Annotated in this window: 14 protein-coding genes; 8 read left to right on the forward strand and 6 right to left on the reverse strand. The window is 61.2% G+C overall.

What is annotated here, in order from left to right:
• Positions 1–9: 9 nt before the first annotated feature.
• A complete protein-coding gene (metH, locus tag JNO51_RS16385; protein WP_215779419.1) occupies positions 10–3,723 on the reverse strand; it encodes a methionine synthase in 3,714 nt (1,237 codons plus the stop codon).
• 120 nt (positions 3,724–3,843) lie between these two features.
• Between metH and JNO51_RS16390 the strand changes: the two genes are divergently transcribed.
• Genes JNO51_RS16390 through JNO51_RS16400 form a run of 3 tightly spaced genes read left to right on the forward strand, consistent with a single transcriptional unit; the run spans position 3,844 to position 6,178 of the window.
• A complete protein-coding gene (locus tag JNO51_RS16390) occupies positions 3,844–4,578 on the forward strand; it encodes an ABC transporter substrate-binding protein (protein WP_252346123.1) in 735 nt (244 codons plus the stop codon).
• Positions 4,579–4,625: 47 nt separating this feature from the next.
• Complete coding sequence (locus JNO51_RS16395; RefSeq protein WP_215779423.1) at positions 4,626–5,207, forward strand: YqiA/YcfP family alpha/beta fold hydrolase; 582 nt, start codon at positions 4,626–4,628, stop codon at positions 5,205–5,207.
• Entirely contained in the window at positions 5,204–6,178 is a 975-nt protein-coding gene (locus JNO51_RS16400; RefSeq protein ID WP_215779426.1) for a quinone oxidoreductase, read from the forward strand. Before JNO51_RS16395 ends, JNO51_RS16400 begins: the two co-directional genes overlap by 4 nt.
• Positions 6,179–6,203: 25 nt before the next feature.
• Here the strand turns inward: JNO51_RS16400 and JNO51_RS16405 are convergent, their stop codons facing one another.
• Positions 6,204–6,575: a hypothetical protein gene (locus tag JNO51_RS16405; RefSeq protein ID WP_215779428.1), complete on the reverse strand. Its 372-nt coding sequence runs from the start codon at positions 6,573–6,575 to the stop codon at positions 6,204–6,206.
• A gap of 191 nt (positions 6,576–6,766) precedes the next feature.
• On the opposite strand from JNO51_RS16405, the gene ompR reads away from it, so the two are divergent.
• Positions 6,767–7,492 (forward strand): two-component system response regulator OmpR, encoded by a 726-nt coding sequence (gene ompR / locus JNO51_RS16410; RefSeq protein WP_215779441.1) that lies wholly within the window; start codon positions 6,767–6,769, stop codon positions 7,490–7,492.
• Positions 7,489–8,808 (forward strand): ATP-binding protein, encoded by a 1,320-nt coding sequence (locus JNO51_RS16415; protein WP_252346124.1) that lies wholly within the window; start codon positions 7,489–7,491, stop codon positions 8,806–8,808. The genes ompR and JNO51_RS16415 overlap by 4 nt, the downstream gene beginning before the upstream one ends.
• Positions 8,809–8,885: 77 nt before the next feature.
• Here JNO51_RS16415 and JNO51_RS16420 read toward each other — a convergent pair whose 3' ends face one another.
• The gene (locus JNO51_RS16420) at positions 8,886–10,274 is read right to left on the reverse strand and encodes an aminopeptidase P family protein (protein ID WP_215779443.1); all 1,389 of its coding nucleotides are present in this window, start codon (positions 10,272–10,274) and stop codon (positions 8,886–8,888) included.
• 96 nt (positions 10,275–10,370) lie between these two features.
• Positions 10,371–11,579: a benzoate/H(+) symporter BenE family transporter gene (locus JNO51_RS16425; RefSeq protein WP_215779446.1), complete on the reverse strand. Its 1,209-nt coding sequence runs from the start codon at positions 11,577–11,579 to the stop codon at positions 10,371–10,373.
• Between the two features lie 138 nt (positions 11,580–11,717).
• On the opposite strand from JNO51_RS16425, the gene JNO51_RS16430 reads away from it, so the two are divergent.
• Positions 11,718–13,145 (forward strand): PLP-dependent aminotransferase family protein, encoded by a 1,428-nt coding sequence (locus tag JNO51_RS16430; RefSeq protein WP_252346125.1) that lies wholly within the window; start codon positions 11,718–11,720, stop codon positions 13,143–13,145.
• Between the two features lie 56 nt (positions 13,146–13,201).
• On the opposite strand, the gene JNO51_RS16435 is transcribed toward JNO51_RS16430, so the two are convergent.
• Together JNO51_RS16435 and JNO51_RS16440 are read right to left on the reverse strand one after the other, a co-directional pair.
• On the reverse strand, positions 13,202–14,692 hold the full coding sequence (locus JNO51_RS16435) for a C69 family dipeptidase (RefSeq protein ID WP_215779448.1): 1,491 nt from the start codon (positions 14,690–14,692) through the stop codon (positions 13,202–13,204).
• A gap of 158 nt (positions 14,693–14,850) precedes the next feature.
• Positions 14,851–15,288 carry a DUF962 domain-containing protein gene (locus tag JNO51_RS16440; protein ID WP_215779450.1) on the reverse strand — a complete coding sequence of 146 codons (438 nt, stop codon included), beginning with the start codon at positions 15,286–15,288 and terminating at the stop codon, positions 14,851–14,853.
• Between the two features lie 169 nt (positions 15,289–15,457).
• Here JNO51_RS16440 and hutC point away from each other — a divergent pair, with 169 nt between their 5' ends.
• Positions 15,458–16,195 carry a histidine utilization repressor gene (gene hutC, locus JNO51_RS16445; protein WP_215779452.1) on the forward strand — a complete coding sequence of 246 codons (738 nt, stop codon included), beginning with the start codon at positions 15,458–15,460 and terminating at the stop codon, positions 16,193–16,195.
• 87 nt (positions 16,196–16,282) lie between these two features.
• Positions 16,283–17,140, forward strand: a complete 858-nt coding sequence (locus JNO51_RS16450) for a D-hexose-6-phosphate mutarotase (protein WP_215779454.1) — start codon at positions 16,283–16,285, stop codon at positions 17,138–17,140.
• Positions 17,141–17,142 lie beyond the last annotated feature (2 nt).

The raw sequence follows: 17,142 nt of genomic DNA on the forward strand, positions 1-17,142 counted from the left end.
CCCCCGGCCTCAGGCCTCGTAGCCCAGATTGGATGCCAGGTCACGCTCAACCTGCCCCAGCGGCTGCCCCTTGCGCTCGGCCACACTGGCCACCTGATCGCGATCTACCTTACCGATGCCAAAGTAGCGACTGTCCGGATGACTGAAATAGAAACCGCTCACCGCCGCCGTCGGCAGCATGGCGTGGTTTTCGGTCAGCGACATGCCGATGGCCGGCGCATCCAGCAGGGCAAACAGCGCCGGCTTGACCGAATGATCCGGGCAGGCCGGATAGCCGGGCGCCGGGCGGATGCCACGGTAGGACTCCCGGATCAGTGCCTCGTTGTCCAGTTGCTCATCGGCGGCATAGCCCCAGAACTCGGTACGCACACGCTGGTGCAGACGTTCGGCAAAGGCTTCCGCCAGCCGGTCTGCCAGCGCCTTGAGCATGATCGCCGAGTAGTCATCACCGGCCGCCTCGAAGCGGGCGACATGTTGATCGATCCCGATGCCGGCCGTCACGGCAAAGGCGCCGATATAGTCCTGTACCCCGCTGTCGGCCGGGGCAATGAAATCGGCCAGCGCCCAGTTGGCCCGGGCATCCTCGCTGCGCGCCTTGGGCAACTGCTGGCGCAGACCGACCCAGGTCATGCGTTCATGGCCATCCTGCGGATCGAGAATGCGGATGTCTTCCTGATTCACCGACTGCGCCGGGAACAGACCGATCACCCCGTTGGCCTGCAGCCAGTGCTCGTCGACGATCTGCTGCAGCATGCGCTGCGCGTCATGCCACAGCGAACGCGCCGATTCGCCCACCACCTCGTCATCGAGGATGGCCGGATAACGTCCGGCCAGCTCCCAGCTCTGGAAGAAAGGTGTCCAGTCGATGTACTGCGCCAGCTCGGCCAGTGAATAATCGCGGAACTGCTTCACCCCCAGCCATTGCGGTTTCGGTGGCTGGTAGGCGGACCAGTCGATGCGATGGCGATTGGCACGCGCCTCCTCGAGCGAGGCCAGCTTCACGGCGCCGCGACCGGCGTGAATCTCGCGCGCCAGGCGGTAATCATCCGCCACCTTCAGCTTGAAATCGGCCGCCAGGTCCTCGGACAGCAGATTGGAGCAGACGCCGACGGCACGGCTGGCATCCGGCACATACACCACCGGGCCCTGGTAATGCGGGGCGATCTTCACCGCGGTATGCACACGCGAGGTGGTGGCGCCGCCGATCAGCAGCGGCACGGTAAAGCCCTGGCGCTGCATTTCCTTGGCCACATGGCTCATTTCTTCCAGCGAGGGCGTGATCAGACCGGACAGGCCGATGATGTCGGCCTTGTGTTCGCGGGCCGCATCCAGAATCTTCTGTGCCGGCACCATGACCCCCAGGTCGATCACCTCGTAGTTATTGCAGCGCAGGACCACGCCGACAATATTCTTGCCGATGTCGTGCACATCGCCCTTGACCGTCGCCATGATGATGGTGCCCTTGACGCCGGCATCGGCGGCACCGCTCAGGCGCTTTTCCTCCTCGATGAACGGCTCGAGATAGGCCACGGCCTGCTTCATTACCCGCGCCGATTTGACCACCTGCGGCAGGAACATCTTGCCGGCGCCAAACAGGTCGCCCACCACGTTCATGCCATCCATCAGCGGACCTTCGATCACATTGATCGGCCGCGGGTAGTGCTGGCGCAGCAGCTCCGTGTCTTCCACGATATGGGTGGTAATGCCCTTGATCAGCGCATGTTCGATGCGTTTTTCCACCGGCAGGCTGCGCCAGGCGAGTTCTTCGGTCTTGCCGGCAGCGGCCTCGCCGCGGAAGCTTTCGGCCAGGGCGATCAGGTGCTCTGTTGCATCGCCACCGTCCTGCGGCGGGCGGCACAGAATCACGTCTTCGATACGCTGACGCAGTTGCGGATCGATTTCTTCATACACCTCCAGCGCACCGGCATTGACGATGCCCATGGTCATGCCGCGCTGAATGGCGTGATACAGGAATACGGCGTGGATGGCTTCCCGCACCTTGTTGTTGCCGCGGAAGGAAAACGACACGTTCGACACCCCGCCGGACACCTTGGCATGGGGCAGATGGGCACGGATCCAGGCGGTGGCCTCGATGAAATCCAGACCATAGCGGGCGTGTTCCTCAATCCCGGTCGCCACAGCGAAGATATTTGGATCGAAAATGATGTCCTGCGGCGGGAAGCCGACCTCGTCCACCAGTACGCGATAGCTGCGCTGACAGATATCGATCTTGCGCTGCAGGGTATCGGCCTGCCCCGCCTCATCGAAGGCCATCACCACCACGGCGGCACCGTAGCGACGCAGCAGGCGGGCGTGGTGCACGAAAGCTTCCTTGCCCTCCTTGAGCGAGATGGAATTGACGATGCCCTTGCCCTGGAAGCACTTCAGACCGGCCTCGATCACGCTCCATTTGGAAGAGTCGATCATCACCGGCACCCGGGCGATATCCGGCTCGGCGGCAATCAGATTGAGAAAGCGCACCATGGCCGCCTCGGCGTCCAGCATGCCCTCGTCCATATTGATGTCGATGATCTGGGCGCCGTTCTCCACCTGCTGGCGGGCCACTTCCAGTGCGGTGTTGTAATCGTCGTTGAGAATCAGCTTGGCGAAGGCGCGCGATCCGGTGACATTGGTCCGTTCTCCGACATTCACAAACAGGTCGCGCTCGCCGATATTCAGCGGCTCCAGACCGGCCAGCCGGCACTTGGGCTCAATCGCCGGCAAGGCGCGCGGCGGCAGGTCGCGCACTGCCGCGGCCATGGCGGCAATATGCTCCGGGGTGGTGCCACAGCAGCCGCCGACAATATTCATCAGCCCTTCTTCGGCCCAGCTGCGGATCGATTCGGCCATCATGGCCGGCGTCAGGTCATACTCGCCGAAGGCATTGGGCAAGCCGGCATTAGGGTGCACCGAGACATAGGAAGTACACAGCCCGGACAACTCTTCCAGGTACTGGCGCAGCATGTCCGGACCGAGCGCACAGTTGAGGCCGAACGACACCGCCCCGGCGTGTTCCAGACTGTTGTAGAAAGCTTCGACCGTCTGGCCGGTCAGGGTACGGCCCGACTGATCGGTGATGGTGCCGGAGATCATTACCGGCAGCGTGATGCCGTGCCGGTCAAAATAGCTTTGCACGGCAAACACTGCCGCCTTGGCGTTCAGGGTATCGAAAATGGTTTCGATCAACAGCAGATCGGCGCCGCCCTTCACCAGACCATCGATCGACTCCAGATACGCCTCGACCAGCTCGTCGAAGTGGACGTTGCGGAAACCCGGATCACTGACCTTGGGGCTGATCGAGCACGTCCGGTTGGTTGGTCCGAGCACGCCGGCCACAAAACGCGGCTTGTCCGGGCTGGCCGCCGTCTGCGCATCGCACAGCTGGCGACACAGGCTGGCGGCAGCATGGTTGATTTCCCACACCAGCGATTCCATCCCGTAGTCAGCCATGGCAATGCGGGTGGCATTGAACGTATTGGTTTCCAGAATGTCGGCGCCGGCATCCAGATAGGCCTGATGCACCCCGGCGATCACATCCGGCCGGGTCAGCACCAACAGGTCGTTATTACCTTTGACATCCAGCGGCCAGTCCGCAAATCGTTCCCCGCGAAAATCCGCTTCGCCCAGGGCATGGCGCTGGATCATGGTGCCCATGCCACCATCCAGAATCAGGATACGGCGGGCCAGCTGGGCATAGATAGGATGCGAGTTTTCATTTGTCATGGAATTCAGCCGCGATTAGTCTACAACGATAAAATACTTAACGAGTCGTCCATCATAGCATGCACATTTGCACGCTCCAGAGACGACCTTAGACGAATGTTTTCCGCCCTTATGAACAAGATGTCTATTGCCTTTGGCCTGCTGGTCGGGCTCCTGCTCTCGCTGCCGCTGAACGCACAGGGAATGCTGCGCATCGGGGTCGCCGACTCTGATGGTCCGCCGGTGGCAGTCATTCAGCAAAACAACCTCAAGTCTGGCCTGGCCATGGAGATCGGCCAGGCACTGGCGCAGTCTCTCGATCGCAAGGCCCACTTTATTGTCATCTCACGCAAGCGGGTGGAGTGGGCGCTGGAAAACGGCAGCGTCGACATCATTTGCAACGCCAATCCGGCCTGGTTTGGCAACGCCGGCCAACTGGGCTGGACACGCGAAATCTACCCGCAGGTCGAGCGCATCATCTCGCCCGTGAACGAAGCACCGATCCGTTCGTTCGAGGACCTCAACGGCAAGCGCATCAGCACCATTCGCGGCTACAGCTACCCGGCACTGGAATCTGCCTGGGCCACCGGCAAGGCCAGCCGCGATGCCGAAGACCGCCTGGAGCTGATGATCAAGGCCGTATTGAGCCATGTCGCCGATGCCGGCATCGTCACCGAGCTGGAATACAGTATCTGGGCGCGCGAACACCGCGACAGCGCCCGCCTGTTGCGCCTGTCTGACTTCCAGTTTTCCTCCACCCCGACCATGTGTGCCGTTTCCCCCAAATCAATCATCGATTTGGCGATACTGAATCGCGCCATCGACCGGTTGCACCAGCAGGGAAAATTCAAGAGTATCTTGCATACCTATCAGTAATAAGCAGCATAGAATGAGAAATCCTCTCTTTCGCTGACCGATGCATCATGACCGACTATCTCTACCTGCACGGCTTCAACTCCGGTCCGCAGTCACTCAAGGCGCGCGAAACCGCCGACTGGCTGGCCCGGCACGAGCCGGCGAGCCGCTTTCACTGCCCGAGCCTGTCGGTTCACCCGGCCCTGGCCCTGCCGCAAGCGGCCAGGGTTGTGGCCAGCCTGCCGGACGACACGCTGCTGATCGGGAGTTCGCTTGGCGGTTTTTACGCCGCCTGGCTGGCACAAACCATGAGCCGGCGGGCGGTGTTGATCAATCCGGCTATCGAACCCCATCTCGATCTGGCCCACCTGCCGCGTGACCAGATCCACCCGGGCACCGGAGAGCACTACTATCTGGATGATGCCGATCAGGCAGCGCTGCGCAACCACCAGATTACCCATCCGGACCGCGATCGTTTCTGGCTGGTGCTGGGCACGGCTGACGAAGTGCTGGACTGGCGACACGCGGCACGGCGCTTTCAGGGCTGTCGTCAAACATTGTTCAATGGCGATGACCATCGCTTGCAGCGCTGGCCGGCGTGCCTGCCGCAACTGGCACAGTTCGCCCACCATGGAGAATCCGAGCAATGACCCAAGCCATTCGCTTTGCACAGACGGGAGGACCCGAGGTCCTGCAACTGGTCAATATCGAGATCGGCGACCCCGCTCCCGGCCAGGTTCGCCTGCGACACACCGCCATCGGCGTCAATTTCATCGATACCTATCAACGGGCCGGACTTTATCCCCAGCCCCTGCCTTCGGCCATGGGGCAAGAAGCAGCCGGCATTGTCGAAGCCGTTGGCCAGGGCATCAGCCATCTGCAGGTCGGCGATCGCGTCGCCTATGCCGGGGGCCCTCTGGGCGCCTACAGCGAGCAGCGGCTGATCGATGCCCAGCATCTGGTGCGTCTGCCTGACGGGATCAGCGATGAAGTGGCCGCTTGCATCATGTTGCAGGGCATGACAGTCGAATACCTGATTCGCCGCACCTTTGCCGTGGAAGCCGGCCAGACCGTGCTGTGGCATGCGGCGGCGGGCGGGGTCGGCCAGATTGCCGTGCAATGGCTGAACTCGCTGGGCGTCAATGTGATCGGAACCGTCGGCTCGGCGGAAAAGGCTGAACGGGCTCGTGCGCTGGGCTGCCGGCACGTGATTCAATACCGTGAAGAAGACGTGGTGGCACGCGTCATGGCGCTGACCGACGGCAAGGGTGTGCCGGTCGTGTATGACTCGGTCGGCAAGGATACCTTCGAAGCATCGCTCGCTTGTCTGGCCCGGCGCGGCATGCTGGTCAGCTTCGGCAATGCCTCGGGGCCGGTTGCACCGTTCTCGCCGCTGCTGCTGTCGCAGAAAGGCTCCCTGTTCCTCACCCGCCCCCGTCTGGGAGACTACATCAGTACCCGGGCGGAGCTGGAAACCTCGGCCAATGCCTTGTTCGAGCGGATCCTGTCCGGCGCCATCAAGGTCAGCCCGTCACACCGCTACCCACTGGCAGAGGCGGCACGGGCACACCGCGAGCTGGAGAGCCGCCAGACCAGCGGCTCGCTCATCCTGCTGCCCTGAGCAGCTTAAAAGACGCGAAGGATTGTCAGTTCTGTTCGGCGGGGGCAATGCGGCGGCGCTCGTCGCGCCAGAAACGGTCATGATGCTGCGCTGCGGCGTTTCTCGCGCCCGGCGCGCTGCTGCCAGGACCGTGCGGCGGCCTGGGGGGGAAAGGCTTGCCCTGCAGGATTTTCTGCGCTTCCTGCGGTGAGAGATCGCCGTTGTTGACTGCCTCCTGCAAGCGCAAGGCGCGCAAGGCCAGCTCATCGGAGGGAGGCTTGGGCAAGACGCACACCGGCTGGGGATCCTGGGTGGCACATTGACTGCCAGGAGCAGGCGCGCTCGACGCAGCCTGCGCCTGGGTCATCAGCCCCAGCAGCAGTACAGCGCACCAACGTGTCGATTCCTTTGTCATCATGCCGATATTGTACCCTTGTCTTTCGATCTGAAGCAGCTGGCCAGATCCACCCTCTCAATTTAACCGCCGCTCATGTTTCATCCGTTAGCATCCATGGCTATTCCATTAACATTTATGTACCCTTGCCTTACGTTAACACTTGAACATACCGGTTCGTCCCGGTCCGATTAATTCCAGCTATTCTGACCATCATGGAAAAAAGCAAAATTCTGGTCGTCGATGACGACGCCAAACTCAGGGACTTGCTGACGCGCTATCTGGATCAGCAAGGTTACGCCGTGGATACGCTGGCAGATGCCCGGGACATCGACCGCAAACTGGCACGAAACCGGCCAGACCTGCTGGTGCTCGACGTCATGATGCCTGGCGAAGATGGTCTGGCACTGGTGCGCCGCCTGCGCGCCCAGGGCGAGATGATTCCGGTCATCATGCTGACAGCGCGAGGCGAGGACATCGATCGCATTCTCGGCCTGGAAATGGGGGCCGATGACTATCTGCCCAAGCCATTCAACCCGCGTGAACTGACCGCGCGGATTCAGTCGGTACTGCGTCGCCATCTGGCCACGCCGGCGCTGACCGCCAGCCACGACGAGAATGCCCAGATCACCTTCGGTGAGTTTTCCCTCAACCTGGGACAACGGGAACTGCGGCAAAACGATCGTCCGGTCTCGCTCACCAGCGCCGAATTTGCCGTCCTGTCCGTCCTGGCCACCCATCCGCGCCGCCCGCTGACCCGCGAGCAACTGATGGAGATGGCGCTGGGCAAAGGCAATGGCGAGTCGCTGGATCGCAGCATTGATGTGCACATCTCGCGCCTGCGCAAGGCACTCGACAGCGAGACTGCCGGCCCGCGCTATATCCAGACGGTCTGGGGCTACGGCTACGTCTTTGTTCCGGACGGTCAGTCGAGAGAATGATGCTGCGCAGAATCGGCGGCTCCCTGTTCCTGCGTCTGGCCCTGCTGGTCATTCTGACCGTCGTGGCAACCCAGCTGATCACCTGGTGGATCGTGGTCACTGAGCGGCGAGAATTGATCGCCAAGCAATTCTACAGTCAGGTCGTCGATACCCTGGCCGATCTGGAAGGTCGGCTGGATACCGTGCCACCAGCCAAACGCGCAGCCTATCTGGCGGAATACAATCGCCCCTGGCTGACACAGCTGCAACCTCCCGATGCCGACAAGGGACTGGTCTTCACCACCCGCCTCAATGATTTCGAAATCATCCTGGCGGAACGTTTGGGCAAGGAGGTCGGCTATCCGCTGACGGTAAAACTGCGCAAGCTGCAGGATCGCCGGCAACTGTGGATCTCGGTGCATGTGCTTGGTCAGCCCTATTGGCTGGTGGTGCCGATGGGTCGCTTCCGCGACAACGTCATTGGCTCCATGTCCCTGGCAGCCCTGCTGGCCTCGCTGTGCGCCATTCTGGTGGCCTCAGCCATTGCCTGGCGGACCACCATGCCAATCAGTCAGGCGGTCAAAGCCTCGCGTGAACTGGCGCGTGGGCGCATTCCCGAGCCCCTGAACGAAAACATCGGCTCCAGCGAGATCCAGGCGCTGAGTCAGGGCTTCAATGGCATGGCGCGTTCCCTGGAAGCGGCCGCTTCTGAGCGCCGCCTGATGCTGGCCGGCCTGTCCCATGATCTGCGCACGCCACTCACCCGGCTCAAGCTGATGGTCGAATTGCAGGGGGACTCAGCAGACGCCAGCGGCATGCTGAGCGATATCGATGAAATGTCCGGCATCGTGCGCCAGTTCATCGACTTTGCCCGAAGCGAAGAAAATCTGCGCAGCGAACCGGTCGCGCTGGCCGAACTGGCCAGCAGTGTTGTCGCACGATTCCGTCGCGAGCAACTGGCCCTTCACCTGTCCGTCTCCGCCGAGCCGGAGATCATTGCTGACCCGCTGGCGCTGGAACGCCTGCTCAGTAATCTGATCGACAATGCCCGCCGTTACGGTAAAACACCCATCGAGGTGCGGGTCGAACGTGACCTCAGTCATGCCATGCTGAGCGTGATTGATCAGGGAGAAGGCATTCCGGTCGAACTGCAGCAGGCGGCACTGGCTCCCTTCGAACGTCTGGCCGCCCATCGCGGCACCGATGGCGGCAGCGGACTGGGCCTGGCCATTGTGTCGCGGATCGTCAAACAACATCACGGCGAACTGCTGTTCTCCCATTTGCCGCAAGGGGGGTTCCGCGTGACCGTCAAACTGCCGTTACCGGTTTCCCGGTGACGTTCCACGTGAAACCATCACGGCCATAAAAAAAGCGTCCATCTTCCCAGATGGACGCTTTTTCTGTATCAGGCCGGTCAGCCCTGCATCACGGCTTCCACTTCCGCCACCGTCTTCGGAATCGGCTCACCCAGCACACGGCTGCCGGTCTCGGTCACCAGCACGTTGTCTTCAATGCGGATACCGCCGAAATCGCGGAACTCATTGAATTTATCGTAGTTGATCAGATCGGCAAACTTGCCTTCGCGCTGCCAGGCATCGATCAGCGCCGGGATGAAATAGATACCCGGCTCCACGGTAATCACCATGCCGGCACGCAGCGCCTTGCCCATGCGCAGATAGCCCAGACCAAACAACTCGCTGCGTTGCTGGCCTGCATCGTAGCCGACCAGGGTCTCACCCAGATTTTCCATATCATGCACGTCCATGCCGATCTGGTGGCCCAGACCGTGCGGGAAAGCGATGGCATAGGCACCGGAATCCACCACCTTCTCGGCCGGCCCGTTGAAGAAGCCCATCTGCTTCATGCGCTCGACCATGGTCCGCGCGGCCAGCTTGTGTACGTCGAAGTATTTGACGCCCGGACGCATGGCCGCAATCGCATCCAGTTGCATGGCCAGCACGGTTTCATACAGCGCGCGCTGACGCTCACTGAATTTGCCGCCCACCGGAATGGTACGGGTGATGTCGCTGGCGTAGCCGGAATCGGCACTGGCGCCGGTGTCATTGACCACCAGGTCACCGGCTTCCAGTACCTGATCATGACGATGGTTGTGCAGTACTTCGCCACGACGCGAGAAAATCACCGGATAAGCCAGCTGCCAGTCACGGCTGCGCATAATGCCCTCCATGGCGCCGACCACCTGATATTCCACCACCCCCGGACGCGCGGCCTTCATGGCGGTAATGTGCATTTCACGGGTCACCGTCAGTGCACGCTCGATTTCGGCGATTTCTTCCGGGCCCTTCACCTCGCGCAGCGCGACGATGCTCAGAGCCAGCTCCGCCGAGGCGCCACGCTTGACGGCATCGGCGGTGCGACCGAGCAGACGGGCCAGCTCCAGAATGGTCTCGCCACGATAGGGGGTCAGGTAATGCACGGTCACACCGTTAAGGAGGGCATCACGCAGCACCTGCTCCAGCTCGGCATACGGACGCGAGGCACTGATGCCGACCGTGGCGGCACGCTGCGCCAGGGTCGGCAATTCACCCGTCCAGACAATGTCATCCACATCGACATCATTGCCGAACAGCGTACAGCTGCCGTCACGGCTGTCGATGACCCCGGCCAGGCCGGCATCGTTCAGGCCGAACAGGTAACGGAAAGTACTGTCCTGCACAAAGGGATAAGGATTGTGCAGATAATTCATCGGCGCATCCACGTTACCGATAAACAGCATCAGACCCGGTTTGGCATCGGCAAGCAGGCGACTGCGGCGTTGTTGGTAGACCTCGGCGGCAAACATTGTTTCGAACCTTTTTATCGTGGTTTCACGGAATGGGGACGATGCACAATGTACACCCCGGGGGGCCGGTACGCCAGCCGCATTCCGGTCGGCAGCTCAAGTCCCGGGACGCAGCGACAGCCACAGCTGGCGCCAGTGCAGATGCTTCACCACATGGGCCAGCACGCCGGCCACAATCCCCCAGAATGCCGCCCCCATGCCTAGGAAATGCATGCCGGAGGCAGTCAGCAGAAAGGTCATCAGCGCAGCCTCGCGCTGAGACTCGTCACGCATGGCCGTGGTCAGCCCGTTGCCGATGGCACCCAGCAAGGCCATGCCCGACAAGGCTGCGACCCAGGTCTTGGGCACGGCGGCAAACAGCAGGATCAGCGAGCCGGCCGCGAGACCGGCCAGCAGATACAACAACCCGCAGACCACCCCGGCAATATAGCGCCGCTGCGGCTGTGGATGCGCCTCCGGCCCGGTGCAGATGGCGGCGGTGATGGCCGCCGGATTGATGCCATGTGCGCCGAACGGCGCAATCAGCAAGGACACCAGGGCATTGGCGGCGACCATCGGACGGCTTGGCAGGGCATAGCCATCGGCGCGCAGTACCGCCATCCCGGGCAGATACTGACCACTGAGTGCCACCAGCGCCAGGGGCAAGCCGAGGTTGAGTACCGCCTGCCACGACCATGTTGGCGTCACCCAGACCGGCTGGGTCCACCCGCCGCTCAGATCCGGCCAGTGCATCCGTCCCTGGGCCAACAACAGCAACAGTCCGCCCAGCAACACCGCCAGTACGGCATAACGCGGACGCCAGCGGCGCATCAGCAGGTAGATAGCCAGCATGCTCAGTACCAGCAGCGGATCCAGTGCAATCGAGGTAAACAACTCGGCGCCAAAGCGAAACAGAATGCCGGCCAGCATGGCCGAAGCGATAGAGGCCGGCAAACGCCGCATCAGCACATCGAACACCCCGCTCCAGCCAATCAGGCCGATCAGTAGTGCGGCCGCCAGATAGGCGGCAACCGCCTCGCCCGGGGTATGGCCGGGCAACATGGTCACCAGCAAGGCCGCGCCCGGGGTGGACCAGGCAATGACAACCGGCATGCGATAACGCAGACTGAGTACCAGTCCGACCAGTCCGCTGCCGATCGAGGCGGCCCCCAGCCAGGACGAAGTCAGGGCCGCACTGAAATGCGCGGCATGTGCGGCCTGATACATTAAGACAGACGGGCCGGCAAACGACACGATCACCGCAATCACTCCAGCCTGAATGGCCGACAGGGAACTGTCGGCTGCCCACTGCTTTAACCACCCCATAGCTTGTTCTCCCCTGTTCGGCCATCAAACACACTGCACAGATTAACCGGCATCCCGGGGAGTGACCTGATACAGCCTTGGCAGTCGGGCTGTAACAGTTTAGGCTAAAACAATCTGTTCTATATAACAGGACTGATCATGACGCTACCGCGCTACCGCGCCATCGCCGAACAGTTGCTGCAGGACATGTCGCGTGGCGACTACCCTCCCGGCAGTCGCCTGCCCTCGGTCCGCGCGCTGGCACATCGCTTTGCCGTCAACAATCTGACGGCGTTGCAGGCCTATCGCTGGCTGGAACAGCAACAACGCGTTGAAGCACGCGAACGCAGCGGCTTCTACGCCGTCCAGCCTGGCCAGCACCTCTCCATGTCTGTCCCGGCCCCCACCACCCCGATGCCGGGCACCTGGGTCAACGTCGACAATCATGTGGCGAATCTGCTCTCGCTGTCCGGTTCTGCCGTGCAACATCAACTGCACATGGCCGAAGCCCACGAGAGCCTGTATCCGGCCGAGGAGCTGGCACGGCGCCTGCAACACAAATTGTCGCGCCAACCAGCGCTGCTGGGAGCGCATCTGCCGGCCAGTGACCGTCATGCCCTGTTGACCGGCCTGCAGCGGCTGGCTGACCAATGGCAGATGAGCCTGCCGGCTGACGCATTGCTGATGACCAACGGCTGTACCGAAGCCATTCAGCTGGCCTTGCGCGGGCTGACCCGTCCGGGAGATGTGGTGGCGGTGGAAACGCCCGTTTATTTTGGCCTGCTGCAAACCATCGAAAGTCTTGGCCTGCGCGTACTGGAGATTCCCTGCACGCCCGGTCAGGGGCTGTCGCTGGAGGCGCTGGAATTTGCCCTGCGCCAGGGTTCGCCGATCCGCTGTCTGGTGGTGGTTGCCAACTTCCAGAATCCGACGGGGGCGCTGATGCCTGACGACCATAAGCGGCGGCTGGTGGAGATGATGCATCGGCGTGACATCCCCATCATCGAAGACGACGTCTTCGGCGACCTGTATTACGGCAGCGAACGCCCCAGACCGCTGAAAGCCTGGGATCGGCACGGCGGTGTGATCTACTGCAGCTCGTTTACCAAAACCTTCGCCCCGGCGCTGCGACTGGGCTGGCTGTCAGGCGGCCGCTACCATGCCAGGCTGGAGCGCCTGAAGGTCAGTAACAGCTACGTGACCTCTTCGTTGCTGCAGGCAACCATGGCCGACTGTCTCAACAGTGGCCTGTATGCCAGACAGGCGGCGCGCTTGCGGCAACAATTGAAAGAGCAGTCGCGCCAGATGCAGGCCGCCGTTTTACAGGCCTTCCCGCTGGGCACCCAGATCCTGTCGCCTTCTGGCGGCATGCTGCTGTGGGTGGCCTGCCCCGAACCGGTGGATACCCTGCCCTTGTTGCAGCAGGCGCTAGCCCATTCGGTCAGCTTTGCGCCGGGGCTGGTTTTCTCCGCCGAGCCCCGCTTCCGCCAGCACCTGCGCCTGAGTATCGGCCACCCCTGGGATGCAAAGCTGGCCGAGGCAATTCAAACACTGGGCAGCCTGGCAAAAGGCTTGCAGCGCCATTAATTGTCCCAGGCAACAAAAAACCGCCCGAAGGCGGTTTTTGTTGGCGACCGTCCGACTTACAGCGCCTTGATCTTTTCCAGCTCGGCCGGGGTGTACTTCTTCTCGGTCGACTTGGTCATATCGGTCATCAGCGACTGGAACACATCATGGGCAGACTGCACGGCCCACAGCACGTTGCCATTGCTCCACTGGTTGGCAAAACGCAGCGCAGCTTCCGGGCTTTGGTCATACAGGCGCTTGAGCATGTGATCAACCGCAGCCTGCTGTCCCTGGAAGGTGCCTTCGATATTGCTCTGCCACTTGGCCAGCACCGGAGCGTACTTGGACGGATTGGTCTGCGCCAGCGTGGCATTGGCACGGAAGGCCCAGTAGGCCGACTGACCCTCATACACCTCGGTACCGCTGCGCAACGCTGCAGGCACTTCCTTCATGGCGTTCTCGTACATCGGCATGAAGACCGCGGCGCTCGGGCTGCCAAAGGCCTGCCAGGTCAGCACCTGCAACTCCTTCGGCATGTCGCTGCGCAGTTCGTAGACGTGCGTCTCGATGGTGCGATCCACGCCCATCGGACGTTCGGCATCCTTGATCTTCTCCAGCTCGGTACCCTTGAAGTTCGCACGCAGCACCTTGCCAATGTCAGCCACCGTGATCTTGTGGTCCGGCTTGAGGAACATCGGATACTGTTCCTGACGGACTTTCTGGCTCAGCGACGGCGTCAGCAAGTGCTGCCCCATCCATTCGCGGTCGATGTTGTAACGATCGCCAACCGAACCAAAGGCCTTGGCAAAGTTGAAATGCCGCACATCCACCTTGTCCAGCAGCTTGTTCTTGCTGACAAACTCAGCCAGGTCGTCACTGCCCATGACGTTTTCGCGATCATTCAGATCGACATCATGAATACGCATGCCATTAGCAACGATCATGTACTTGTCTTGCGGCACCTTGACGGCAATCCAGTGGTGACCACTGCCAATTTCCATGTACCAGACTTCCTTGGGGTCTGCCAGCAGGATGCCATTGGCTTCGCCAGCGCCCTGCTCCTTGACGGTCTTGCCCAACAGCGCCACGGCCTCGCGCGCCGTCTTGGCGATCGGCAGCACGAAGGACGGGATGTCCGCCTCGATCACACCGGTATCGACCAGCGGATCGGCCTTCTTGGCCGCGTCGTTGGCATCCATGCTATTAGTGGCGGAAACCGCCAGATTGAACTCATTGACCCCGCGCTCTTCATACGGACCATCGGCCGCCGTGGTGTCGCCATTCCAGTCGGTCAGGCCGGTGTAGCGCAGCATGGTTTGTGGCGCCGGCACTTTCAGACCGTTCTTGAAGCTGATCATTTCCCCCTTGTCGCTGTCGCGGCGCGGATGGATCACCAGCTTCTTGTTCCAGTTGTTGATGTAATAGTCTTCGTTGCGCGAAATGATGATGGCGCCATCGGCCGAGGCGCCTTTACCAACGATGACACTGGAGCAGGCCTGCGAGTAATCGGTCGCAAATGCCGCCAGAAGCGCAGCGCCCAGCACGGAAAGAGTACGTTTGCCTTGCATGTTTCAGTCTCCACAACCCGGAATGGGTAACAGGGAAATGCTAATCCGATATGGCGCACTCCCTGCTGGCAACCTCATGCTGGCTTGATGAATATCAACATTTGATTATGTAGTATATCATTGCTGCAACATCAGCCATAACGACCGTATATGCCCTATTACCAGCGTATATTGAATCGATGTGTCAAGCCCGCCACGGTCCAGGCCGGGCCGATCAACAAAAACCGCAGATCGTCCAGAAAGGAGGGTTTGCGTCCTTCGATACGATGCCCGATGAACTGCCCGATCCAGGCCAGCACAAAGATCACCCCGCTGAGGCGCAGCAGATCCACGCCCGCCCGCTGCAAACCATACAGCAGCAACATCATCGTACCGCACAGCAACAACATGGCCAGCGCCATGCGCCAGGAGAGCCGTAGGTAGAACAACAAACCGCCAGCGATCAGCAGCCAGGCCGGACTGACCGATGAAGGCAAAGCCGTCAAAACGCCGAAAATTGAGAAGATAATCAGCGGGATACAAAGCTTGTGTATAGCAACATTCTGTCGGTGCTGATGGCTGGCACCATAGGCTTGCAGCCACTGTTGCAGGGTCATGGCGTGTCCTCTTCCGGTCGACGTTGGCGCGCAGGTATGGCAGCGCAGAAAATACCAGATAAATATCTGATTTGCATATCATTTATTTGTATAGATGGCAGCTTGATCTAACACAAATCAATGCTTGTCTGAAGTGTTGGCCATGATGGCAAATCGCTAAGATGCTCGGATGGAAGATTCGATCACAATGGCGAGCCGCCAGACCCGACAGCCGCGCTACCAGCGTATCAAGGACTATATCCTCGAAGGCATTGCCCAGAGGACCTTTCAGCCGGGTTGTAAAATTCCGCCGGAAATCGAACTGGCACAGCATTTCGGCGTGTCACGCATGACCGTCAACAAGGCCATCCGTGATCTGGCCGAGGCCGGCATCCTGCTGCGTTTTGCCGGCGATGGCACCTATGTCGCCGAGCGCAAGGCCGAGTCTCCCCTGCTGGACGTCAACAATATCGCCCAGGAGATTGAGGCACGCAGCCATATGCACAGCACCAGCCTGATCACCCTGCGCGCCGAACCGGCCAGTGAGCTGGTGGCCCTGCAACTGGGCGTCCATGTCGGTGCGACCATCTTCCATTCGCTGCTGGTGCATCGTGAAGACGATATTCCGGTACAACTGGAAGATCGCTACGTCAACCCAGGCTGGGCACCGGAATATCTGGCACAGGACTTTTCCCGCATCACCCCGAACCATTATCTGATGCAACATGCGCCGCTGACCGACATCGAGCACACGGTCGAGGCCATCATGCCGCAGCGGGAGGAACAAGCACTGCTGGAGATCTCCGCCAGCGAGCCCTGTCTGCTGGTCTTCCGCCGCACCTGGTCGCATCGAAACCTGGTCAGTTTTGCCCGTCTGGTCCACCCCGGCACCCGCTACAAGCTGCGTTCGCAAACCCAGCTGGACTAGCCGGCCGGCAAGGCCGCCAACCGATGCATCATGTCCCTGTCCGCAAACGCGGATAAACTAAGGGATCTGACAGAAAGAGGCGCCATCATGCACACCCCATCCCCCGTTCCGGGCGCAACCCTGCGCACCCATGCCCAGGGCAGCACGCAGCTGCTGCTCAGCCATGACGGATTTCAGGCCGAGATTTCGCTGGATGGCGGTCAACTGACGGCCTGGCATGCTGCCGGTCAACCGCCGCTGATTTATTGCTCGCCACAGGCCATGCACCAACCGGGCAAGGCCATCCGTGGAGGTGTACCGGTTTGCTGGCCCTGGTTCGGCCCGCATCCACAGGATGCGACGCAGCCGCAGCACGGTGTTGCACGCACGGCACGCTGGACCCTCTCGGACATCAGCCGCAGCACGGAGGGCTTCAGTGTCGAACTCAGCGGCCCGGAGCATGACGGCCTGAAAGTGGAGAGCTGCCTGACCCTGAGCGCCGATCGAGTCGACATCACGCTCACCACCCTGAACCAGAGCTCGAGCGCCCGGCGCTATTCGGCGGCCCTGCACACCTATCTGGCGATTGCCGATGCCGAACACGCCTGGGTCGAGGGATTGGCGCACAGCCGCTATGTCGACAAGGTTTGCCAGCAAGACGGGATTCACCATCAGGATAGTCTGGCATGTCGTGGCGAACTGGATCGTATCGTGTATGGCCTGTGTGGCCTCACGCTGCGCGATGACGTCTGGCGACGTCGCATCGTGGTGGAGAATGCCGGCTCCGACAGTCTCGTGCTGTGGAACCCCGGGGCAGACAAATCGATCGCGCTCAAGGATCTGCCGGATGATGGCTGGCGCAGCTTTTTTTGCATCGAAGCGGCCAATGCCGGTGACGATGCCCGCGTCATCGAACCGGGTGAAAGTCATACATTGGGCACACGCCTGATGACGATGCCGCTATAATC

This window comes from Paludibacterium sp. B53371 (assembly GCF_018802765.1).
Taxonomy (GTDB): Bacteria; Pseudomonadota; Gammaproteobacteria; order Burkholderiales; family Chromobacteriaceae; genus Paludibacterium.